Source organism: Haloferax sp. Atlit-48N, assembly GCF_003383015.2.
GTDB lineage: Archaea > Halobacteriota > Halobacteria > Halobacteriales > Haloferacaceae > Haloferax > Haloferax volcanii.
Map to the genome: position 1 here is coordinate 2,022,482 of NZ_CP137689.1, position 20,972 is coordinate 2,043,453.

At 65.9% G+C, this 20,972-nt stretch carries 20 protein-coding genes and 2 tRNA genes; 13 read left to right on the forward strand and 9 right to left on the reverse strand.

The genetic code is table 11. From position 1 onward, the window contains the following. Nucleotides 1–152 precede the first annotated feature (152 nt). The 3 genes from DEQ67_RS10935 to DEQ67_RS10945 form a co-directional block, all read right to left on the reverse strand. Complete coding sequence (locus DEQ67_RS10935; protein ID WP_006601415.1) at nt 153–1,490, reverse strand: sodium-dependent transporter; 1,338 nt, start codon at nt 1,488–1,490, stop codon at nt 153–155. Nucleotides 1,491–1,754: 264 nt separating this feature from the next. Then, the gene (locus tag DEQ67_RS10940; protein ID WP_115860835.1) at nt 1,755–2,462 is read right to left on the reverse strand and encodes an SDR family oxidoreductase; all 708 of its coding nucleotides are present in this window, start codon (nt 2,460–2,462) and stop codon (nt 1,755–1,757) included. A 108-nt stretch (nt 2,463–2,570) separates the two neighbouring features. Continuing rightward, nucleotides 2,571–3,536: an NADPH:quinone reductase gene (locus DEQ67_RS10945; protein WP_115860837.1), complete on the reverse strand. Its 966-nt coding sequence runs from the start codon at nt 3,534–3,536 to the stop codon at nt 2,571–2,573. A gap of 44 nt (nt 3,537–3,580) precedes the next feature. Here DEQ67_RS10945 and DEQ67_RS10950 point away from each other — a divergent pair, with 44 nt between their 5' ends. From DEQ67_RS10950 to sucD, 3 genes are all read left to right on the forward strand, one after another. After that, entirely contained in the window at nt 3,581–4,435 is an 855-nt protein-coding gene (locus DEQ67_RS10950) for a hypothetical protein (RefSeq protein WP_233509315.1), read from the forward strand. 310 nt (nt 4,436–4,745) lie between these two features. Continuing rightward, the gene (gene sucC / locus DEQ67_RS10955) at nt 4,746–5,891 is read left to right on the forward strand and encodes an ADP-forming succinate--CoA ligase subunit beta (protein ID WP_004042383.1); all 1,146 of its coding nucleotides are present in this window, start codon (nt 4,746–4,748) and stop codon (nt 5,889–5,891) included. Further along, a complete protein-coding gene (gene sucD / locus DEQ67_RS10960) occupies nt 5,888–6,757 on the forward strand; it encodes a succinate--CoA ligase subunit alpha (protein ID WP_004062518.1) in 870 nt (289 codons plus the stop codon). Before sucC ends, sucD begins: the two co-directional genes overlap by 4 nt. Nucleotides 6,758–6,798: 41 nt before the next feature. On the opposite strand, the gene DEQ67_RS10965 is transcribed toward sucD, so the two are convergent. After that, complete coding sequence (locus tag DEQ67_RS10965; RefSeq protein WP_115860839.1) at nt 6,799–7,092, reverse strand: zinc ribbon domain-containing protein; 294 nt, start codon at nt 7,090–7,092, stop codon at nt 6,799–6,801. 175 nt (nt 7,093–7,267) lie between these two features. Here DEQ67_RS10965 and DEQ67_RS10970 point away from each other — a divergent pair, with 175 nt between their 5' ends. The 3 genes from DEQ67_RS10970 (at nt 7,268) to DEQ67_RS10980 (ending at nt 10,639) form a co-directional block, all read left to right on the forward strand. After that, nucleotides 7,268–9,571: a methyl-accepting chemotaxis protein gene (locus DEQ67_RS10970; protein WP_115891476.1), complete on the forward strand. Its 2,304-nt coding sequence runs from the start codon at nt 7,268–7,270 to the stop codon at nt 9,569–9,571. Nucleotide 9,572: 1 nt separating this feature from the next. Further along, nucleotides 9,573–10,010 carry a CBS domain-containing protein gene (locus DEQ67_RS10975; protein ID WP_115802927.1) on the forward strand — a complete coding sequence of 146 codons (438 nt, stop codon included), beginning with the start codon at nt 9,573–9,575 and terminating at the stop codon, nt 10,008–10,010. 119 nt (nt 10,011–10,129) lie between these two features. Beyond that, nucleotides 10,130–10,639 (forward strand): DUF2062 domain-containing protein, encoded by a 510-nt coding sequence (locus DEQ67_RS10980; RefSeq protein ID WP_115802928.1) that lies wholly within the window; start codon nt 10,130–10,132, stop codon nt 10,637–10,639. Here DEQ67_RS10980 and DEQ67_RS10985 read toward each other — a convergent pair whose 3' ends face one another. The 3 genes from DEQ67_RS10985 to DEQ67_RS10995 form a co-directional block, all read right to left on the reverse strand. Beyond that, nucleotides 10,640–10,789, reverse strand: a complete 150-nt coding sequence (locus DEQ67_RS10985) for a hypothetical protein (protein ID WP_004042373.1) — start codon at nt 10,787–10,789, stop codon at nt 10,640–10,642. A gap of 223 nt (nt 10,790–11,012) precedes the next feature. Further along, nucleotides 11,013–11,087, reverse strand: a tRNA-Val gene (locus DEQ67_RS10990). 45 nt (nt 11,088–11,132) lie between these two features. Further along, nucleotides 11,133–11,207, reverse strand: a tRNA-Val gene (locus DEQ67_RS10995). A 240-nt stretch (nt 11,208–11,447) separates the two neighbouring features. Here DEQ67_RS10995 and trpD point away from each other — a divergent pair. From trpD to trpG, 4 genes are read left to right on the forward strand one after another with little or no spacing between them, the layout of a single operon-like run. Then, complete coding sequence (trpD, locus tag DEQ67_RS11000) at nt 11,448–12,443, forward strand: anthranilate phosphoribosyltransferase (protein ID WP_115802929.1); 996 nt, start codon at nt 11,448–11,450, stop codon at nt 12,441–12,443. A gap of 1 nt (nt 12,444) precedes the next feature. Beyond that, entirely contained in the window at nt 12,445–13,110 is a 666-nt protein-coding gene (gene trpF / locus DEQ67_RS11005; protein ID WP_004042369.1) for a phosphoribosylanthranilate isomerase, read from the forward strand. Continuing rightward, nucleotides 13,107–14,681 carry an anthranilate synthase component I gene (gene trpE / locus DEQ67_RS11010; protein ID WP_115891475.1) on the forward strand — a complete coding sequence of 525 codons (1,575 nt, stop codon included), beginning with the start codon at nt 13,107–13,109 and terminating at the stop codon, nt 14,679–14,681. The genes trpF and trpE overlap by 4 nt, the downstream gene beginning before the upstream one ends. Further along, nucleotides 14,678–15,292, forward strand: a complete 615-nt coding sequence (gene trpG, locus DEQ67_RS11015; RefSeq protein ID WP_004042365.1) for an anthranilate synthase component II — start codon at nt 14,678–14,680, stop codon at nt 15,290–15,292. Before trpE ends, trpG begins: the two co-directional genes overlap by 4 nt. A 90-nt stretch (nt 15,293–15,382) precedes the next feature. On the opposite strand, the gene DEQ67_RS11020 is transcribed toward trpG, so the two are convergent. Then, a complete protein-coding gene (locus tag DEQ67_RS11020; protein ID WP_004042362.1) occupies nt 15,383–15,595 on the reverse strand; it encodes a hypothetical protein in 213 nt (70 codons plus the stop codon). 534 nt (nt 15,596–16,129) lie between these two features. Here DEQ67_RS11020 and DEQ67_RS11025 point away from each other — a divergent pair. The 3 genes from DEQ67_RS11025 to DEQ67_RS11035 all read left to right on the forward strand — a co-directional run bounded on the left by DEQ67_RS11025 (nt 16,130) and on the right by DEQ67_RS11035 (nt 20,581). Next, a complete protein-coding gene (locus tag DEQ67_RS11025) occupies nt 16,130–19,231 on the forward strand; it encodes an adenosylcobalamin-dependent ribonucleoside-diphosphate reductase (RefSeq protein ID WP_004062527.1) in 3,102 nt (1,033 codons plus the stop codon). A gap of 453 nt (nt 19,232–19,684) precedes the next feature. Further along, complete coding sequence (locus tag DEQ67_RS11030; RefSeq protein WP_115802933.1) at nt 19,685–20,113, forward strand: type IV pilin; 429 nt, start codon at nt 19,685–19,687, stop codon at nt 20,111–20,113. Then, nucleotides 20,114–20,581 (forward strand): type IV pilin, encoded by a 468-nt coding sequence (locus tag DEQ67_RS11035; RefSeq protein WP_115802934.1) that lies wholly within the window; start codon nt 20,114–20,116, stop codon nt 20,579–20,581. It begins immediately after the preceding gene. A 177-nt stretch (nt 20,582–20,758) separates the two neighbouring features. On the opposite strand, the gene DEQ67_RS11040 is transcribed toward DEQ67_RS11035, so the two are convergent. Continuing rightward, nucleotides 20,759–20,947 (reverse strand): hypothetical protein, encoded by a 189-nt coding sequence (locus tag DEQ67_RS11040; RefSeq protein ID WP_004042355.1) that lies wholly within the window; start codon nt 20,945–20,947, stop codon nt 20,759–20,761. Nucleotides 20,948–20,972 lie beyond the last annotated feature (25 nt).

Below are 20,972 nucleotides of genomic sequence, written 5' to 3' on the forward strand. Positions count from 1 at the left end.
CCGGTAAAAGGGCTTTCGAACCGACGATACGTCATCGGAGAAATTTAACGGTTTTGAGTGGTCTACGCGTGAAAATTGCCGTCGAATAGTCGAGGAAGACGCGTCGCTACCGACGATTCCTAACCGCTCGAAAAGCGGGAGCGTTCGCCGCCTCAGAGGGGCGGGACGATGGCCGGGCTCTCGCCGAGGAACAGCGTCTGGAGGCCGAGGGCGAGCGTCGCCACGACGGCGACGATGACGAGCGTGCGGGCGAGCCAAAGCCACGTCAGCCCGACGCCCTCTCCGAGTCCGCTGCCCTTCATCAGTTCGTCGATGGCGGGCGCGCCGTAGACCCACGCCGCGAAGACGAGGATGCCGAGGACCGAAAGCGGGAGGAGCAGCTGGTAGGCGAGCGTGTCGAACCAGCCGAGCCACGCGGAGTCGATAGCCGACGGGACGCCGAGCAGGAAGATGGTCCCGCCGAGGCCGATGGCCATCTGCGGGCGGGACACGTCGTAGTTGTCGATGGCCCACGAGACGACGACTTCGAGCAGGCTGATGGCCGACGAGAGCGCCGCGATGAGCACGACCGCGAAGAAGACGAAGCCGATTATCTGGCCGCCGGGGATGTCACCGAACGCGCCGGCGACGCTGATGAACACCGCGCCCGCGCCGCTCGTGTTGGGGTCGATGCCCTGTGCGAACAGGAGCGGGAGGACGACGAGGCCGGCGAGGATGCCGACGAAGCTGTTCAGGAAGACGATGGTGATGCCGTCGCCGAACAGGCTCTGGTCGCCGTCGATGTAGGAGGCGTAGGTAATCATCGCGCCCATGCCGAGCGACAGCGAGAAGAACGCCTGCCCGACGGCGAAGGGGACGATTTCAGCGAAGTTCTCCGACAGCGCGTTGAAGTCGGGCGAGAGGAAGTACGCGTAGCCCGCCGACGCGCCGGGGAGCGTGAAGGCGAAGACGGCGAGCGCGGCGAGGATGACGACGATGCTCGGCACCATGAGCTTCGTCGCCTTCTCGATGCCGTCTTCGATGCCGGCGGCGACGATGCCGACGACGAGCGTCATAAAGACGGCGTGGAGCGCGAGCGCCTCCATGCCGGCGGACACCTGACCGAAGTACTCCGCGGGGGCGGCGAAGTACGCGCCGGTCAGACTGCCGCCGATGTACCGGAGGACCCAGCCGCCGACGACGCTGTAGTACGACAGAATCCAGAAGCCGGTGAACAGGCCGATAGCGCCGACGACGCGCCACTCCTTGTAGCCGAGTTTCTCGAAGGCGCTGATGGTGTTCAGGTTGGCTTTGCGTCCGATGACGAACTCGGCGAGGATGGCCGGGAGGCCGATGCCGAGCGCCGCGACGATGTAGACGATCAGGAAGGAGGCACCGCCGAACTGGGCGGTCTTGAACGGGAACTGCCAGATGTTCCCGAGGCCGACCGCGCTGCCGACGGCCGCGAGGATGAACCCTGCCCTGGTTGCCCACGTTTCACGTTCGGTCATGTCTATCACCCTGTTGCCGATGTGGGTGTGATAAATGACGCGGTATGCCGTCGCATATCGGAGCAAAATTCGACACAATTTTCTAACTAACTATAATATGTGGTTCGTTCGTCCGAATTCGCCCCCCGAATAGCCTCATTTTTCTAACGAGTGTCGTGTTCGTGAATCACTTGCGTACCGTGTAAAAATTCGTGCGCACCGAAACGAATGTCATCCCTTATCGTGGCGAATGTTGCCACGAATCAGAGAGAGAGAGGAGTCGGGTCAGGCCGCGCCGTACACCGGGACGGCCGCGCCGCTCGTCACGGGCGTCGCGTCCGAACAGAGCGCGAGGACGGTCCGGGCGATTTCCGCGGGCTTCACCCACGAGTCGAAGTCGGCGTCGGCCATCATCTCGCGGTTCATCGGCGTGTCGATGACGCTCGGCATCACCGCGTTCGCGCGCACGTCGCCGCGGTTCTCCTCGGCGATGGTTTCGGTGAGTAGACGGACGCCCGCTTTCGAGGCACGGTAGATTCCGTCTCCCTCGCCGCCCTCCAGCGACGAGCGGGCCGAGACGCTCACGACGGAGCCCTCGGTCTCCCGGAGGTGCGGAATCGCGTGTTTCGACGCGAGGAACATCGTCTTGAGGTTCACGTCGAACAGGAAGTCGAAGGTGTCGGCGTCGGTCTCGTCGACCGGCGTCCCGCCGCGCCACGTCCCGGCGATGTTGGCGAGGTGGTCGAGGCGGCCGAAGTCGGAGACGACCTCGTCGACGACGCGCGCCACGTCGTCCTCGTCGGTGAAATCGCCCTCGTAGAACCGCACTCCTTCGGTCTCGAAAAAGTCGTCTTCGTCGTCGGGTTCGACCACGTCCGCGGCCGCGACCGACGCGCCCGCCTCGTGGAACGCGCGAGCGATTGCGCCGCCGAGCGCGCCGCTCGCACCGGTCACGAGAGCGACGGTTCCGTCGAAATCGAATGTCACGTCCATGTACGTGCGGTACGTGCGCACGGGACATAATTCGGTCGCGGCTGTGCGCCCGCCGGCGACCGGGCGCGGTGATGTGCTGCGTCCTCACTTTCCGCGGCGGCGGCCGCGTCAGGGCGTGATGACCAGTTTGCCGAGGACGCTGTCTTCCATGACGGCGCGGTGGGCCTCGGCGGCCTCGTCGAGGTCGTAGGTCCGCGCCACGTCGATTTCGAACTCGCCCGCGCCCATCTGGCCGGCGAGTTCCCGCAGGGGCGCAGAGAGGTCGGGCGTGTTGAACATGCTCATCATCGTCAGCGAGAGGTCCTTCCCCCGGGCCGACGACGACAGGTCGAAGCCGACTTCGGGGTCGTTCTCGCCGATGCCGACGACGCGACCGCCGTGGGCGGCCACGTCGGCGTCGAACTGGAGGTAGTCGTCCAGCCGGTGGTCGAGCGTCAGGTCCACGCCGTCGCCAGTCGCCGCGGCAACGACGGCGTCCGCGAGGTCATCGCGGTCGTAGTCGAGAACCACGTCCGCGCCGAGTTCGGCCACGCGGTCGTGGTAGTCGGGCGCGGCGGTGGCGATGACGCGAGCGCCGGACGCGGCGGCGAGTTGGACCGCGGCGTGGCCGACGCCGCCGGAGCCGCCGTGAATCAGCACCGTGTCTCCGAGTTGCATTCCGCCGTGGTCGACGAGGGCGCGCCACGCGGTGACGCCGGCGACGCCCGCGCCGCCGGCCGCGACGAGGTCCACGTCGTCCGAGAGGACCGCGAGCCGGTCGGTCGGGACCGCCGCGAACTCGGCGTAGCCGCCGTAGTGGTCCTTGCCGATGCCGGTGCCGACGACGTGGTCGCCCGCCGCGAAGCCCTCCACGTCGGCCCCGACCGCCGCGACCGTTCCGGCCACGTCGACGCCGGGAATCATCGGCATCGCGAACGGCTGGTACGACCCCTCGCGGAAGTACGTGTCCACGGGGTTGACGCCCGCGGCCGCGACTTCGACGAGGACCTCGCCCGCGGCCGGCTCGGGCGTCTTGATGTCGTCTACCTGAAGCACGTCGCGTCCGCCGTGGTCGTGGAATCTGACAGCGCGCATAGATACACAGAAGTTCTTATCCTATTACGTATTTTCCCTACACCATGGACCGAAACCTCGCGCCGTGGCAGAAACGAGACGGTCCAATGTACCTCTCTGAGAAACGACTCTTGAACCGGCTAGTAGAGCGTGGGGTTTCCACGCCCGCGGACCTCGCGGAAGACCGGTTTCGAGAGAACGTAATTCGGCTTCAATGCCGCTTGCTCGCCCGTGTAGGGGCAGTCGTGGAAGTCGCTGAAGATACATTCGAAGCGACCGCACCTGGCGAGGCCATCTTCACCGAGGAGGGTTGTTCTCCCTGGTTCTCTGGGGAAGATCTCGTCGTCGATGAGGAACTCTGTGTCTCTGACTGGCGTCTCACCGACTTTTCGAAGCTGGACCCGACAGACATCAAGCAGGTTAATCTGCAGTTCTTCGAAGACCCAGAGAACGACTATCGAATCCTCGATGAGTCGCCAGCATATACCCGACGAAAGATTCTCGGAGCCACCGATTGGAAACTAAATCGCTTGCTCCGCGAGTCTCCACAGACAGAGTCACTCTCACAGCAGTGCGCGCATTGGATGCGTGCGTTCGCTGGGATTCACACGTTTCCGGATGCGAACCACCGAACAGGAATGGCTTCCTTGTACGGTTTACTGAAGCAGAACGATGTCGATTTCCCTGACGAGGAGTGGCCCGGAAATCACATCGAGCGTGCCGTACTGCATTCCAAGATAATTCGTGGCCTCCATTCGAATGTGAAATACAATTCTCTGTGGCTGAAAGACGAGCTATACGTTAGTTGGCATCGCTATTTCAGAAATTTCCTCTTGGACTGCGAGAATCGCCTGCCGATGAAGCCGACGCTCGAACAGCTACGAAGCGTGATCAACCACGGCCGGGAGAACGGGTTTTAGCTCAGTCTTTGTCCTCGGTGACCTCACCGGGTGAACCCATCGCCACGTATTTATCGTGGTTTCTCTCGATGTTCTCGCTGATTAGATCCAGCGTATCTGGGTTCATCTCTGTGTACCATAGAGGGTTGCATATATCCAAAAGTGTTTTCCTATCCAGAGCGTCGAGTTCATCTGCCTCTACGTGTGCTACTCAGACCTCATAGACCGCATATATGCAAAACGAGTGAGCTATGAGGAGAGTCTGACACCGTCGACCCTGAACGTAGATGAATGGGATTTAAGCGCGTGCCTTTCCCTCCCACGCATGGTAATGAAGCTTCACGAATACCAGGCGAAGGACATCTTCGCAGAGGCTGGGATTCCGGTGCCAGAGTCCCGTCTCGCGTCGTCGGTAGAGGAGGTCATGGAGGCGGTCGAGGAGATCGGATACCCCGCCGCCATCAAGGCGCAGGTACACGTCGGTGGGCGTGGCAAGGCCGGTGGCATCAAAATCGCCACGGACGAGGACGAGGCGCGACAGGCCGCAGAGGACATCCTCGGGATGGACCTCAAGGGCTACACGGTCGACCGAGTGCTCGTCGAGGCCGGCGTCGACTTCGAGAACGAACTGTACGTCGGCGTCACGATGGACCGAAGCGAGGGCAAGCCCGTCGCGATGGTCTCGACGGAGGGTGGCGTCAACATCGAGGAAGTCGCAGAGGAGAACCCGGACGCAATCGCCCGCGAACACATCGACCCCGCGTTCGGCCTGCACCCCTATCAGGCCCGCAAGGTCGTCTTCGAGGCGGGCATCCCCCGCGACGTGGCCTTCGACGTGGCCTCGTTCCTCACGACGCTGTACGACCTCTACGAGTCGAACGACGCCTCGGACATCGAAATCAACCCCGTCATGATCACGTCCGACCGCGACATCGTCGCCGCGGACGCCGTCATGAACATCGACGACGACGCCCTGTTCCGCCACGACGACCTCGCGGCGATGGAAGAGGACGCCTACGAGAACGACCTCGAAGCCAAGGCCGGCGAGTACGGCTTCGACTACGTCCGCCTGTCGGGTAACGTCGGCATCATCGGCAACGGTGCCGGGCTCGTCATGACGACGCTCGACCTCGTGGACTACTTCGGCGGCGAACCCGCCAACTTCCTCGACATCGGCGGCGGCGCGAAGGCCGAGCGCGTGGCGAACGCGCTGGACATGGTGTTCTCCGACGAGAACGTCGACTCCGTCGTGTTCAACATCTTCGGCGGCATCACCCGCGGCGACGAGGTCGCCAAGGGTATCAACGAGGCGCTGGAGAGCTTCGACGAGATTCCCAAGCCGGTCGTCGTCCGCCTCGCGGGCACGAACGCCGAGGAGGGGATGGAGATTCTGAACACGGACCTCGTACAGGTCGAAGGGACGCTGGAGGACGCCGTCCAGCGTGCCGTCGAGAACGCACAGGAGGTGTCCCAATGAGCATTTTCGTCGACGACGACACGCGAGTGGTTGTACAGGGTATCACGGGTGGCGAAGGCAAGTTCCACACCCGGCAGATGGTCGAATACGGTACGAACGTCGTCGCCGGGACCTCCCCCGGAAAGGGCGGGCAGGACGTCGACGGCATCCCCGTCTACGACACCGTCGAAGAGGCGGTCGACGAGGAAGACGCCAACGCCTCGGTCGTGTTCGTCCCGCCGGCGTTCGCCGGCGACGCCATCTTCGAGGCGCTCGACACGGACCTCGACCTCGTCGTCGCCATCACCGAGGGCGTCCCGACGCAGGACATGGCCAAGGTCAACAAGCGCCTGTCTGAGACCGACACGCGCCTCATCGGCCCCAACTGTCCGGGCATCATCACGCCCGGCGAGGCCAAACTCGGCATCCTCCCCGGCAACATCTTCGAGGAGGGTAACGTCGGCCTCGTCTCTCGCTCCGGCACGCTCACCTACCAAGTCGTCTCGAACCTGACCGAGCGCGGCATCGGCCAGACCACCGCCATCGGCATCGGCGGCGACCCCATCATCGGCACGTCGTTCGTCGACGCTCTCGAAGCGTTCGAGAACGACCCCGACACGCACGCCGTCGTCATGTGCGGCGAAATCGGCGGCGAAGACGAAGAGCAGGCCGCGAAGTACATCGCGGAGAACATGGACACGCCCGTCGCCGGCTTCATCGCCGGCCGCACGGCACCGCCGGGCAAGCGCATGGGTCACGCCGGCGCTATCGTCTCCGGGTCGGGCACGGGCACCGCTGAGTCCAAGATTTCCGCCCTCAACGACGCGGGCGTCCCCGTCGGTGACACTCCCAACGAGGTCGCCGACCACATCGAAGACTTCCTCTAACTTCGCCCGAAGCGGCTTTCGGTTTTGTCGTCTTTTTTGCGCTATCGCAACCCAGCCCCGCACGGCCCACAGCGCTCGCCGTCGGTCGCGGTCGGCGCGCCGCACTCCCGGCAGACCGCCGTCCGCCGACGCGACCGCTCCCCTGCGGACCGCAGGAACGCCGTCGGGTCGAGCGCCGTCCCGGTCGGCCCGTCGCCCTCGTCGACCCTGTCGAGGACGCGCTCGACGAGGGCGTCCTCGCGCATGGCGTCGAGCAGTCTGACGAAGCCGACGAACAGCAGCGACGGCGCGACGATGCAGAAGCCCGCCACGAGCAGGCGGAACTCGGTTTCCATGTAGGTTGTTAGCGCCCAACAGGCGTATGGCTGACGCTTGGTTCGGGGCGGTCTGGCCCACCCGGCCCGTGTTCTGCGCTCGTCGGTGGCTTTTCGACCGTCGCCGCGACGGCCTATTATCTCGTTTGATACTCTGACGCGCGGATTTATACATCGCATTCGGGTCGGTACGGTAATGGCCGAGAATCTCGTTTTGGAGGTCGAATCACGGCTTCCTGATGCGATTACGGAGAGCTACACGCGGCGACTCGTCGCCGCGATGCTGCTCGTTTCAGTCCTCGTCGCCGGCGTCGGAATCGTCCAGTATCAACAGACGGCGTCCACGATAGACGCGGACGCCCGCGCCGACCTGCTCACCGAGGCCGAACGCGAGGCCTTGCAGGTGAACACCTGGTTCGACGAGCGCGAACGTCTCGTGGGCATCGTCGCCGACGACCCCTCCGCCGGCAGCACCCTCGACGGGCGCTCCTCGGCGACGCTGACGGCCGCGAAAGAGGACATGCCCGCGGACGTGGCCGCGCTCCACTTCGTCAACACCGAGACGACGGCGGTCATCGGCTCGTCCGAGGAGGGCGCGGTCGGGACGACGCTGTTCGAAGACGGGTCGCTTCCGCTCCCCGCGAGCGCCGACCTCTCGGACGACGGCGTCGAACGAACGACCGTCTACGTCGAAGACGGCGTCGCCTACATGGGCTTCGTCGCGCCGCTCCCGTCCATCGAACCCCGCGCAATCGTCCTCGTCGCCGAGGCGTCCTCGCTCGGGGCCGCGCTCGACGGGAACCACATCGACGGCGGCTTCACCCAACTCGTGACGACCGACGGGAACGTCCTCTACGACGGGGGCGGCGGCCGGTCGAACGTCGCCTATCCCGCCGCCGAGGCGTCCGAACTCGACGCCGCCTTCGCCGGCGAGACGGGCGTCACCCGCCTCGCCCCCGTCAAGGGCTTCGTCTCCTCGCCGCACGTCGTCGCGCACGTCTCCGTCTCCGGCGGCGTGCTCCTCCTGCACGCCCCCGCGAGCAGCGTCTTCGCGCTCTCCCGAAGCGTCGGTCTCGGGATTGCGACGCTGCTCGCACTCTCGGTCCTCGGATTCGTCGTCTTCGCGCTCATCATCCGCGGGAACACCGCGCGCCCGCTCGTCGACCTCGCGTCGACCGTCTCCGCGCTCCGCGACGGCGACCTCGACGTGGCACTCGAAACCGACCGCACCGACGAGTTCGGACAGGTCGTCCGCGGCATCGACAACCTCCGGGACGACCTCCGCGACCAGCGCGCCGACGCTCGCGCTTACAGCGAGGCGATGACCCGCGCGGCCGACGGCGACCTGCGCGTCCGCCTCCCGACCGACTCCGAGAGCCGCGACATGGCGACCGTCGCCGCCGCGTACAACGAGATGATGGACGATATCGAACAGACCGTCGGCACGGTCAAGACCTTCGGCGAGGACGTGGCGACGCTCGCGGACCGCGTGGCCGACCGCGCCGACGACGTGTCCGCCGCGAGCGAGGAGGTGTCGGCGTCGGTCCAGCAGATTTCCGAGGGCGCGAGCGAGCAGACCGACAGTCTCGTCGCCGCCGCCGACGAGATAAACGACCTCTCGGCGTCCATCCAGCAGATTGCCTCGTCGGCCGACGAACTCGTCCGACTCACCGAGGAGGCCGAGGCCCGCTCGCTCGACGGTCAGACCGCCGCCACCGACGCCCTCGACGACATCGACGCCGTGCGCGCCGAGACGGAGGCGACCGTCAGCGAGGTCCGCGAACTCGACGACCGCCTCGCCCAAATCGAGGAAATCGTCGAGGTCATCACCGACATCGCGGAACAGACCGACATCCTCGCGCTCAACGCGAACATCGAGGCCGCCCGCGCCGGCGAGGCCGGCGAGGGGTTCGCCGTCGTCTCCAACGAGGTCAAACAGCTCGCACAGGAGACGAAATCCTCGGCGGGCGACATCGAGTCGCTCGTCACCGAAATCGAGGCCCAGCGCGACGCCGTCGTCTCCCGCATCGAGCGCATGCAGGCGCAGGTCGAAGAGAGCGCAACCTCGGTCGACGAGGCGCTGTCCTCCTTCGACGGCATCGTCGAGCGCGTCGAGGAGACGACCGCGAGCGTCCACGAGATTTCCGACGCCACGGGCAGTCAGGCCGACTCCTCCCAAGAGGTGCTCTCGATGACCGACGAAATCGCGGGCATCTCCGAGGAAACCGCCGCGGAGGCCGAGAACGTCTCCGCGACCGCCCAAGAACAGAGCGCCGCGCTCGTCGACGTCAACGGGGACGTGCGCGAACTCTCGTCGCACGTGAGTCACCTCGACGACCTCCTCGACGCGTTCGAGGTCGACGACGGCGGCGACGTGGCCGCGACCGTCGACGACGTGCTCGGCGACGAGGCGGACGCGGAGGCGGCCACCGACGCGGACCGGGGTCGTCCCGCACCCGAGTCGAACCCCGACCGAGAACCCTCGCCCGCGGACGACTGAGATGCGCGTCGACGACATCATGACCGAGGAGGTGGCGACCGTCGAACTGGGGTCGAGCGTCGCGGACTGCGCGCAGACCATGCTCCGCGAGGGCGCGGGGAGCGTCGTCGTGATGGCCGACGGCGGTCCGGCGGGCATCGTCACCGAATCGGACGCGCTCCGCGCCGGCGTGGCGAGCGGGAAGCCGCTTTCTGCGGTCCCGACCCGCGCGGTCATGTCGAGTCCCATCAAGTGGATTCGGCCGGACTCCACGACGCGCGTGGCCGCCGAGCAGATGCGCGAAAACAGGGTGAAAAAGCTCGTCGTCGTCGACGGCTCGGAGATGGTCGGCATCGTGACCGCCACGGACATCGCCTTCCACCTCTCGGACGTGGCCCGCGGCGTCGGCCAGATGATAGAACTCAAGGACAAGTGGGAGTCGGACCGCCGATTCCGCTGACCGCCGCCCGTCGCCCGCCGGTATCCGGTCGCCGGTCGCCGGTCGTCCCACGGCAACCGCTATTACTACCCATCCCCGGCGAAGCGTTGATAACGCCGTCTCGCATCTAGTCACGTCGAGTGTACGACCGTCTCGCGTCGATTCGTCCCCGCGTCAGGTCCGGCCTCGAACGAGCGTTCGCGGCGGACCACACACCTCACGAGGTGGCCGCCAGCTTCGCGTTCGGCGTCTTCTTCGTGGCCATGCCGACCGCAGGGACCGCCCTCGCGCTGTTCGCCCTCATCGGCTACTTCGTCGAGCGGGCGAGCCGACTCGCGCTCGTCGCCACGCTCGTCGTGTTCAACCCGCCCGTCAAGTGGGCGGTCTACGGCGCGAGCTTCTGGCTCGGCTCGCATCTGCTCGGGCCGGTTTCGGGAGCCTCGGTCGCAGACGTGTCGCTCAGTTCCGGCCTCGATATCCTCCTCCGACAGCTCGTCGGCAACACGATTCTCGCCGCCGTCCTCGCCGTCGTCGGCTACGCGGTGACGCTCCAACTGGCGCGTCTGCACCACCGGCGACAGCGGTCGGCGTCGCCGGCGGGAGCCGCCGAGAGTCGAAGCGACGACGCCCGACCCGACGTGCCGTCGTGACTACCGCTGTGACTGTTCCTCTCTGCCCTCCTCGAACGCCCGGAGCGACTGGACGAGCTTGTAGCCCAGATAGACGAGCGCGAGCGGGATGAGGAGCAACAGCGCCAAGATAACGAGTTCGGGGCCGCCGGGAATTTGCAGGAGGGCCATGGGCGGGGTTCGCGGGCGGGCGGCATAGTGGTTGGTGGTGCGGGAGGCCGTCTGTTCGATTGGATGCTGTGGTGTGCTGTGTCGGGTGACACGCTCGCTTCGCTCGCGTGAACCACACTCGCTCACTGCGTTCGCTCGCTGGTTCAAATCTGCCCGGAACCACGTACACGACGCCGACGCGAGAGACACAGAGGTCTCTCGCGGCCGTGGCGTCGGAGAGAAGTGGGTTGGGGCAGATTTGAACTGCCGGCCTCCTCCATGTCAAGGAGGTGTCATAACCAGACTAGACCACCAACCCGGTGTGTTGCGAACATCGTCGAACGTCGAAACGCGGGAAGAGGAGTGGGTTGGGGCAGATTTGAACTGCCGGCCTCCTCCATGTCAAGGAGGTGTCATAACCAGACTAGACCACCAACCCGGTTACGGTGCTTCCCGCGTCCGTTCGGACGCATCTCTCCGTTGTCCGGGGTTACAATTTAAGCTTTCGAATCGGACTACGTGCGGCGATTCGGGTCACAGCGCGGTCCCGCCGTCCGAGGCGGTCGATTCGACCCGCGCGCCGACCGGCCGATGCCGGCGATTTTCGCCAGCCCGACACGCTTAAGCCGATGTACGAATTTGTACATCGTAACCCGAAGAAGTACATCGGTGATTACCAATGCAGGATTATATCGAACGTGTGACCGGCGGTGCGGACCTGACTGTCGAGGAGGCGCGCGACGCCGCGCGGGCGGTCTTCGAGGACGCGACCGAGGCGCAAATCGGCGCGCTCCTCGCCGCGCTCCGGGCGAAAGGCGAGACCGAGGCCGAAATCGCGGGGTTCGCGCAGGGGATGCGCGACGCCGCCCTGACCATCGAGCCCGACCGCGGCCCGCTCGTCGACACCTGCGGCACCGGCGGCGACGACTACAACACCATCAACGTCTCGACCACGAGCGCGCTCGTCGCGGCCGGCGCGGGCGCGGCGGTGGCCAAGCACGGCAACTACTCCGTCTCTTCGTCTTCTGGGAGCGCCGACGTGCTGGAGGTCGCCGGCGTGAACGTCGAGGCCGAGCCCGAGTCCGTCGAGGCGTGCATCGAGGACAACGGCGTCGGCTTCATGCTCGCACCCGTGTTCCATCCCGCGATGAAGGCCGTCATCGGCCCGCGGAAGGAACTCGGCATGCGGACGGTCTTCAACGTCCTCGGCCCGTTGACGAACCCCGCCGGGGCCGACGCGCAGGTCCTCGGCGTCTACGACGCCGACCTCGTCCCCGTCATCGCCGAGTCGCTGTCGCACATGCCCGTCGAGCGCGCCCTCGTCGTCCACGGCTCCGGCATGGACGAAATCGCGCTCCACGACGCGACTACGGTCGCCGAAATCGACGGCGACGAAATCACCGAGTACACCCTCACGCCCGCCGACCTCGGCCTCGAACGGGCCCCCATCGAGGCGGTCGCCGGCGGCACGCCGCAGGAGAACGCCGACGACCTCGAAGGCATCCTCACCGGCGACGTGACCGGGCCGAAGCGCGACCTCATCCTCGCCAACGCCGGCGCGGCAATCTACGTCGCCGGCCTCGCGGACTCGCTGGAGGGGGGCGTCGAAGTCGCCCGCGACGCCATCGACTCCGGTGCCGCGAAAGCCAAACTCGACGCGCTCCGGGAGGCGTGAGATGACCCGCGTCAAAGTGTGCGGCGTCACCGACGAAACCGACCTCGCCGCCGTCGACGCGGCCGGTGCCGACGCGGTCGGTGCCATCTGCGACGTGCCCGTGGACACGCCCCGCGAGATTCCCCGCGAGCGCGCCCGCGAACTGTTCGCCGCCGCGCCGCCGTTCCTCACGACCACTCTCGTGACGATGCCCGACTCCGTCGACCACGCCCGCGACCTCGCCCGCGAGGTCGGCCCGGACGTGCTCCAACTCCACGGCGACTTCGCGGCCGACGACCTCGACTCGCTCCGCGCGACGGGCGTCGGCGTCGTCCCGGTCGTCGACGCGACCGACCTCGCCCGTGCACGCGACCTCGCGCCCGTCGTCGACGCTATCCTCGTCGACACGCCCTCCGACTCGGGCGCGGGCGGCACCGGCGAGACCCACGATTGGGACGCCTCGCGCGACCTCGTCGCGGCGGTCGACGCGCCCGTAATTCTCGCGGGCGGCCTGACGCCAGACAACGTCGTCGAGGCGGTTCGAACCGTCGAACCTTACGGCGTCGACGTCGCGAGCGGCGTCGAGGCCTCCGGCGGGGTCAAGGACCACGACGCGGTCCGCGCGTTCGTCGCCGCGGCGAAGACGGCTCGCGGAGCGGTCGACGACCACGAGGAGGTCGTCGCGTGACGGCCCCCGACACCGACCGCGAGGAGTTCGTCTCCCTCGCCGGCGACGCGGACGGACCGGTCGTGACCCACCTCGTGGCCGACCTCGACGTGTCCGTGGACCCGCTGGCCGCGTACACGACGCTCGCGGACCGCAGCGACTACGGCTTCCTCTTGGAGAGCGCCGAGAAGGTCTCCTCGAGCAACCCGCAGGGCGCGTTCTCCGCGCCCGCGACGGCCGCCGACTCCCACGCGCGCTTCTCGTTCGTCGGCTACGACCCCGAAGCGGTCGTGACGGTCGGTCCCGACGGCGTCGACGTGACCGACCTCGGCGGCCCCGCCGCGGAGTTCGTCGGCGCGGGCGACGGCGACGTGCTCGACTCCCTGCGCGGCGCGCTCCCCGACCTCCCGCGCGTCAACTTCCCCGAGACGGACCGCCAGACGCTCACCGGCGGGCTGGTCGGCTTCCTCGCCTACGAGGCCGTCTACGACCTCTGGCTCGACGAGGTCGGCCGCGAGCGCCCCGACACGGACGACCCGGACGCCGAGTTCGTCCTCACGACCCGGACCCTCTCGTTCGACCACCGCGAGGACGCCGTCCGCCTCGTCTGTACCCCCGTCGTCTCGCCCGACGACGACCCCGGCGAGGTGTACGACAGCGTCGTCGCCGAGGCCGAGCGCGTCGCGGAAAAGCTCCGCGCGGCGGACGACCCCGCCCCCGGCGGCTTCGAGCGGACCGGCGAGGACGCCGGCTCCCGCGAGGAGTACGAGGCCGCGGTCAGGCAGACGAAAGAACACGTCCGCGACGGCGACATCTATCAGGGCGTCATCTCGCGTACCCGGAAACTCCGCGGGCAGGTCGACCCCGTCGGCCTGTACGCCTCGCTGCGCGAGGTGAACCCCTCGCCGTACATGTACCTGCTCCGGCACGGCGACCGGCGCGTCGTCGGCGCGAGCCCCGAAACGCTCGTCTCCGTCAGGGGCGACCGCGTCGTCGTCAACCCCATCGCGGGGACGTGCCAGCGCGGGTCCGGCCCGGTCGAGGACCGCCGCCTCGCCGGCGAACTCCTCGCGGACGCGAAAGAGCGCGCCGAGCACACGATGCTCGTCGACCTCGGCCGCAACGACGTGCGCCGGGTCTCGACGCCCGGGAGCGTCCGCGTCGAGGACTTCATGAGCATCATCAAGTACAGCCACGTCCAGCACATCGAATCGACCGTCTCGGGGACGCTCGACCCCGATTCGGACGCTTTCGACGCCACGCGAGCGACGTTCCCCGCGGGGACGCTCACCGGCGCGCCGAAGGTCCGCGCGATGGAGATTATCGACGACCTCGAAGCCGAGCCCCGTGGCGTCTACGGCGGCGGCGTCGGCTACTACTCGTGGACCGGCGACGCCGACGTGGCAATCGTCATCCGAACCGCGACGGTCGACTCCGGCGGCGCGGACGACGCCATCACCGTCCGCGCGGGTGCCGGCATCGTCGCAGACTCCGACCCGACCGCGGAGTACGAGGAGACGGAACAGAAGATGGGCGGGGTGCTCGACGCCGTCCGCCGCATCGAGTACGGGACCGAGGAGGCGTCGCAATGATTCGGCTCGTCGTCGTCGACAACTTCGATTCGTTCACGTACAACCTCGTGGAGTACTTCTCCGAGCAGACCGTCGAGGGCGAACCGCTCGACATCGAGGTGCGCAAGAACACCGCGTCGCTCGACGAGATACGCGACCTCGACCCCGACGCCATCGTCATCTCGCCGGGGCCGGGCCACCCGAAAAACGACCGCGACGTGGGCGTGACGAACGACGTGCTCACGGAGCTGTCGACCGAGATTCCGACCCTCGGCGTCTGTCTCGGCCTCGAAGCCGCGGTGTACGCCTACGGCGGCACCATCGGCCACGCGCCGGAGCCGATTCACGGGAAGGCGTTCCCCGTCGACCACGACGGCGCGGGCGTCTTCGCCGGCCTCGAAGACGGCTTCCCGGCCGGGCGCTACCACTCGCTCGTCGCCACGGACGTCCCCGACTGCTTCGACGTCTCGGCGACGACCGACCACGACGGCGAGGCGCTGGTGATGGGCGTCCGCCACCGCGACTACCCCATCGAGTGCGTCCAGTTCCACCCCGAGAGCGTGCTCACGGGGTCGGGACACGGCGTCGTCAGAAACTTCCTCACGGCGGTCGCCGGCTTCGACGTGGCCTGAGACGAAGGCGCGTCAGCCACGTCGGTTCGGCCGCGACCGCGGCCTTCGCGGCTTTCGCGTGGTCGCGGACCGGAGCCTGTTCTCCCGCAGTTACAGGACGTTGATGCCGAAAAACGAGAGCAACAGCAGCGCGCCCACGACGATGGCGGCGATAGTGACCAGTCGCCACGCGATTTTGAGGAACAGCCGGCCGACGAGGATGACGACGGCGACGGCCGCGAGCACCACGAGCATCTGACCGAGCGGCCCGGACAGCAGGCCGCCGAGCTGTAACGGGGTGAGCGCGAGGGGAGTCAGTACCATACCCCGATATGACACCCGTAGAGCGGATAAGCTTGTGGGCGGTCTCGTCGCGCGGTTCCGGTGTGGTTTTCCCGCCGAAACGACCGATTTCGGCACCCCTGAGCGACTGCGAAATTCGAACATACGAATTCTGATAGTTGTGTGGCTGTCGACTGTCCGGGATTCCTTTATATCCTCTCCGGTGATGCGAGACAGTTCACCATGTGACGGGTTCAGACGCCCTGGCTCCCCCCTCACGTTCTACTGGATATCACCGCCAAGTCTTGCGATTTTTGCGTCACAATTTCACTTCCACTCCGCTCTACCTACGGTTATGTGGTTTCCGTCCGTCGTATGAATCCGTGCAGTTCGGACCCGGTCGTCGGCCGTCGTCGTAATTGAACTAATTATGATACGTTCGGCGGTCGAACCTCCGAGTTCGAAGCCCTTAACCAACCACGCAACACACACCAATATCGTCACCAATGAGCGGAATTTCCGGACACTATCGACGCGACCTCGCTCGAACGCGGCTCGGGCGGGAGGGACAGTAAGATGAGCGACGCGAACCTCTCGACGGACGAACTCGTGCTGCCGGTCAAGCGGACCGAAGGCGAGACCCTCGAAGCGCGGATGACGGGCAACGCCTACAACAACATTCTCCCCGCCCGCTACCTCCGCAAGGACGCCGACGGCGACCTCGTCGAGACGCAGGAGGACCTGTTCCCCCGCGTCGCGAAGAACATCGCGCTCGCGGAAGCCGTCTTCGAGGCCGAAAAACGCGACATCGAACTCACGGTCACGCCCGACCTCATCAAGCCGGATCACCCGCGCCGCGACGAACTCGCCGCGGAGGTCTTCGGCAAGGGCGTCACGGCCGACGACGACGAGGCCGAGACGACGCTTTCGGTCTACAACGTCAACAAGTTCGCCTACGACACCCTCGTCCCCGAACTCCCCGAGGAGGTACGCGAGGTCGTCGTCGAGAAGCGCGAGACGTTCGAGGAGCTGATGGAACAGCTCTCCTTCATGCCGAACTCGCCGACGCTCATGAACGCCGGCGACGAACTCCAGCAGCTCTCGGCCTGTTTCGTCGACTCACCCGCCGACGACATCACGGACATCCACCAGACGGCCAAGGAGGCCGCCGAGGTGTTCCAGTCCGGCGGCGGCATGGGCTACGCCTTCTGGAAGCTCCGCCCCTACGGCGACGCGGTCGGCTCGACCGGCGGCATCGCCTCCGGCCCCATCACGTTCATGCGGACGTTCGACCAGATGTGCGAGACCATCGCGCAGGGCGGCGCGCGCCGCGGCGCGCAGATGGGCGTCATGCGCGTCAGCCACCCCGACGTCATCCAGTTCCTCCACGCGAAGAACAAGGACGTGTCGCTCGCGCACACGCTCCGCCTGAACGACCCCGACGACTTCACCCACACCAAGTTCGTCGACGCGCTCGACGAGGCGCGCGAACTCATCGACGAGGACGGCCGCGTCCCCAAGCACCTCCGCAACGCCGTCGAGGGCCACCTCTCGAACTTCAACATCTCCGTCGGCATCACCGACGGCTTCATGGAGGCGCTGTACAACGACGAGGAGTTCGTCTTCACGAACCCCCGCACCGAAGAGCCGCACGTCGCCACGCCCCAGACGAAAGAGATCTACGACATGTTCGGTCTCGGCGAGTACGTCGAGGTCGGCGAGGTGCTTTCGGTCCCCGCGAAGGAACTCTGGGACCAGATTATCGAGGGCGCGTGGGAGAACGGCGAACCCGGCGTCGTCTACCTCGAACGCGCGAACAAGGAGCACTCCTTCGACGTCGAGAAACACCCCGACCACCAGATTCTCGCCACCAACCCCTGCGGCGAACAGCCGCTGGAGGAGTACGAGGCGTGTAACCTCGGTCACATCAACCTCTCGACGCTCGTCGCGGAGGATTCGCCCGACTGGCGCGTCTGGTACGACGCCCACGGCGACGAGTACGACTCGCTGGAGGCCGCGACGGAGGCGTTCCTCGAAGACGCCGTCGACTGGGAGGAGTTCAACCACCGCATCGAAAGCGGCACGCGCTTCCTCGAAAACGTCGTCACGATGTCGGACTTCCCGGTCGAGAAAATCGAGGAGAAGGTCCGCGAACTCCGCAAAATCGGGCTCGGCATCATGGGTCTCGCTCAGCTGTACATCCAGCTCGGCGTCCGCTACGGCTCCGACGAGGGCAACGAAATCGCCCAGCAGCTCATGACCCACATCAACCACGGGTCCAAGCGGGCGTCCCACGAACTCGCCGAAGAACGCGGCCCGTTCGAAGCGTGGGAGGACTCGAAGTACGCGAACCCGACCGAGTACCGCGAGTGGTTCGAACACCACACCGGCGAGTCCGCTGACGACTGGGAAGACGGCTACCCCATCCGCAACCACAACACGACGACCATCGCCCCGACGGGCACCACGTCGATGGTGTCGAACACCACCGGCGGCTGTGAGCCCATCTACAACGTCGCCTACTACAAGAACGTCTCCGACGACGTGCAGGGCGACGAGATGCTCGTCGAGTTCGACGACTACTTCCTCCGCGTGCTGGAGGCCAACGACATCGACGTCGAGGCCGTAAAGGAGGAGGCACAAGAGCAGATGGCGAGCAACCAGTTCGACGGCCTCTCCTCGCTGTCGACGGTTCCGGACGCCATCTCCGAACTGTTCGTCGTGACCTCGGACCTCGCGGGTATCGAGCACGCGGGCGTCCAGTGCGCCCTCCAGAGCGGCGTCGACTCCGCCATCTCGAAGACCTGTAACTTCCCGAACAGCGCCTCGAAAGAGGACATGGACGAGGTCTACCGCTACATCTACGACCACGGCGGCAAGGGCGTCACCGTCTACCGCGACGGCACCCGCTCGAAGCAGGTGCTCACCACGCGCGCGAAGAACACCGAGTTCTCCGACGACGAGGAGGCCGCCGAGGCCATCGTCTCGCAGATTCGCGACGTGTTCGGCGACGTGGAGGCGTTCCTCGACTCCGAGGAGGTCTCGGACCTCATCGGCAGCGAACTCGAACTCGCCTTCGCCGACTCCCCGAGCGACGTGGGCAAGAAGCGCCCCCGTCCGGACGTGCTGTACGGCGTCACCCAGCGCATCGACACCGGCTACGGGAAGCTCTACGTCAACATCAACGAGGACGAACACGGCGAGCCGTTCGAGCTGTTCGCCAACATCGGCAACTCCGGCGGCTTCACCGCCTCCTTCACCGAGGCGCTCGCCAAGACCGTCTCGACGTCGCTCCGCTCGGGCGTCGACCCCGAGGAGATTGCGAACGAACTCAAGGGTATCCGGAGCCCGAAGGTCGCCTGGGACAAAGGAGAGCAGATTAACTCCATCCCGGACGCCATCGGGACCGCGATGCGGCGGTATCTCGACGGCGACATCGACAAGGGCTACCCGCAACAGCAGAACCTGACCGAGGTCGAAGCCGAGGCCGCCGCGGCCGAGGACGCCAACGCGGACACCGACGGCGGCGTCGCCGTCGACGACGGGTCCGACAACGACGCCGTCGCGGACCTGCTCGCGGCGGGCGAGAGCCCCGAGTGTCCCGAGTGCGGCGAGATGGACCTCTACTACTCCGAAGGCTGTAAGACCTGCCAGAACTGCGGCTGGTCCGAGTGCTGAACGCGAGGTAGTACCCCGTCGCAGTCGCGGTCTCGTCACGTTCGTTCCGCGTTTTTCTTTTGTGTCTCCGCTCCGCGAGTTCATACTATCTCGTCTCTCGTCGCCGTGTTCGACGCGGTCGTGAACGGGGACAGCCGGGGTCGTGACCGACCGGTAAGCACGGCGACGAACACGGGATAGAAAAGAAACCTCCGAGAACGTGTCAGACGTTCTTTAAAATTCTCTCTCGAAGGGAGTGGTTAGGGACTTAAACACAATATAAACACTATATTAATGCCCGAATTCGAGGGCGAAATTGACCATTAATCTGGTACGTAGATTTAAGTTATCCCGGGGATACGAGTCGGGTGGACACACCGCGACGGGTGCCGGGCAGGGATGCTGGTCGCGCAGCGACGACCGCGCCACCGGCGTCTTCGGCGAGCGATACCGTCCGGGTGTCGGACATAACGCATGCAACTCAAACATCTCTTCACGGAAGACCGTGCAGTCAGTCCCGTCATCGGGGTTATCCTGATGGTGGCGATTACAGTGATTCTCGCGGCCGTCATCGGGACGTTCGTCCTCGGCCTCGGGGACCAAGTCAGCGAAACGTCGCCGCAGGCGAGCTTTAGCTTCGATTACAACGGAGAAGGAAATCTGACCATCACCCACGAGAGTGGCGAACAGATTGCCGCAAATCAGGTGACAGTGACTGGTGATTTCGACGACTCCGGTAGTAACTGGACCGATCTCGGTGGTTCCGACCCGATCACAGCAGGAGGGTCCGCCATTGCAAACAAGTCTGGTGGATTCGCTGACGGCGACACCGTTCGCGTCGTCTGGAACTCGCAGAGTGGCAGTACGTCCTCTACGCTCCAGCAGTGGACCTACAACGGATAGATGAATTTCAAACACCTCCTCGCGGAAGACGACGCGGTGTCGCCGGTCATCGGCGTCATCCTCATGGTCGCGATTACCGTCATCCTCGCGGCCGTCATCGGGACGTTCGTCCTCGGCCTCGGGGACCAGGTCGGCGACACTGCTCCGCAGGCGAGCTTCGGCTTCGACTACAACGGCACCGCCCTCACGGTCACCCACGAGAGCGGGACGTCAATCGACGCCGCGCAGGTCAACATCACCTCCTCGGTTGCCCTGAACGACTCCGCGGGTCAACTCGCAGGGGCGAGCGGGACGACCGAGACCTGGGAATCGATAACCTCGGATTCGGAGATTACCGCCGGGAGCCAAGCGACGGTTGTCGAGCAGAACGCCGACGACCTCTCGACCGCGACTGTTCGAGTCATCTGGACCTCCGAGAGTGGCAGTAACTCCGCCACCCTCCAGAGCTGGTCCGGCCCCGACGCCTGAACGCGACACAGCCTTCGCGGCATCGTTTTCTTCCGACTGGCCGACCCACCGAGCCGCGGCTGATTCGACTCCTGCGGCGCGCGTCCGGCCGCGTCGCTGACACCCGATCAGACGGACAAACTACGTCGTCGCGAGAACAGCCGATTCTTCGCCGTTACAACGGGGAACGCGCCGGTCTCAGACCGGGCGGCCGTCCTCGGACGTGCCGACCATCCACGTTCCGAGGGTGAGCGCGCCGGCACCGACGACGAGTGCGTAGGACATCACCTGCGCGGAGTTCGGCAGCATTCCCGGCAGCATAGCGAGCGTCCCGACGATCATCAGCACCATCCCGATGACGGCTTTCTTCGAACTGAGCAGTCCCATGTCGGTCTCTCCGGAAGCGTCCGAT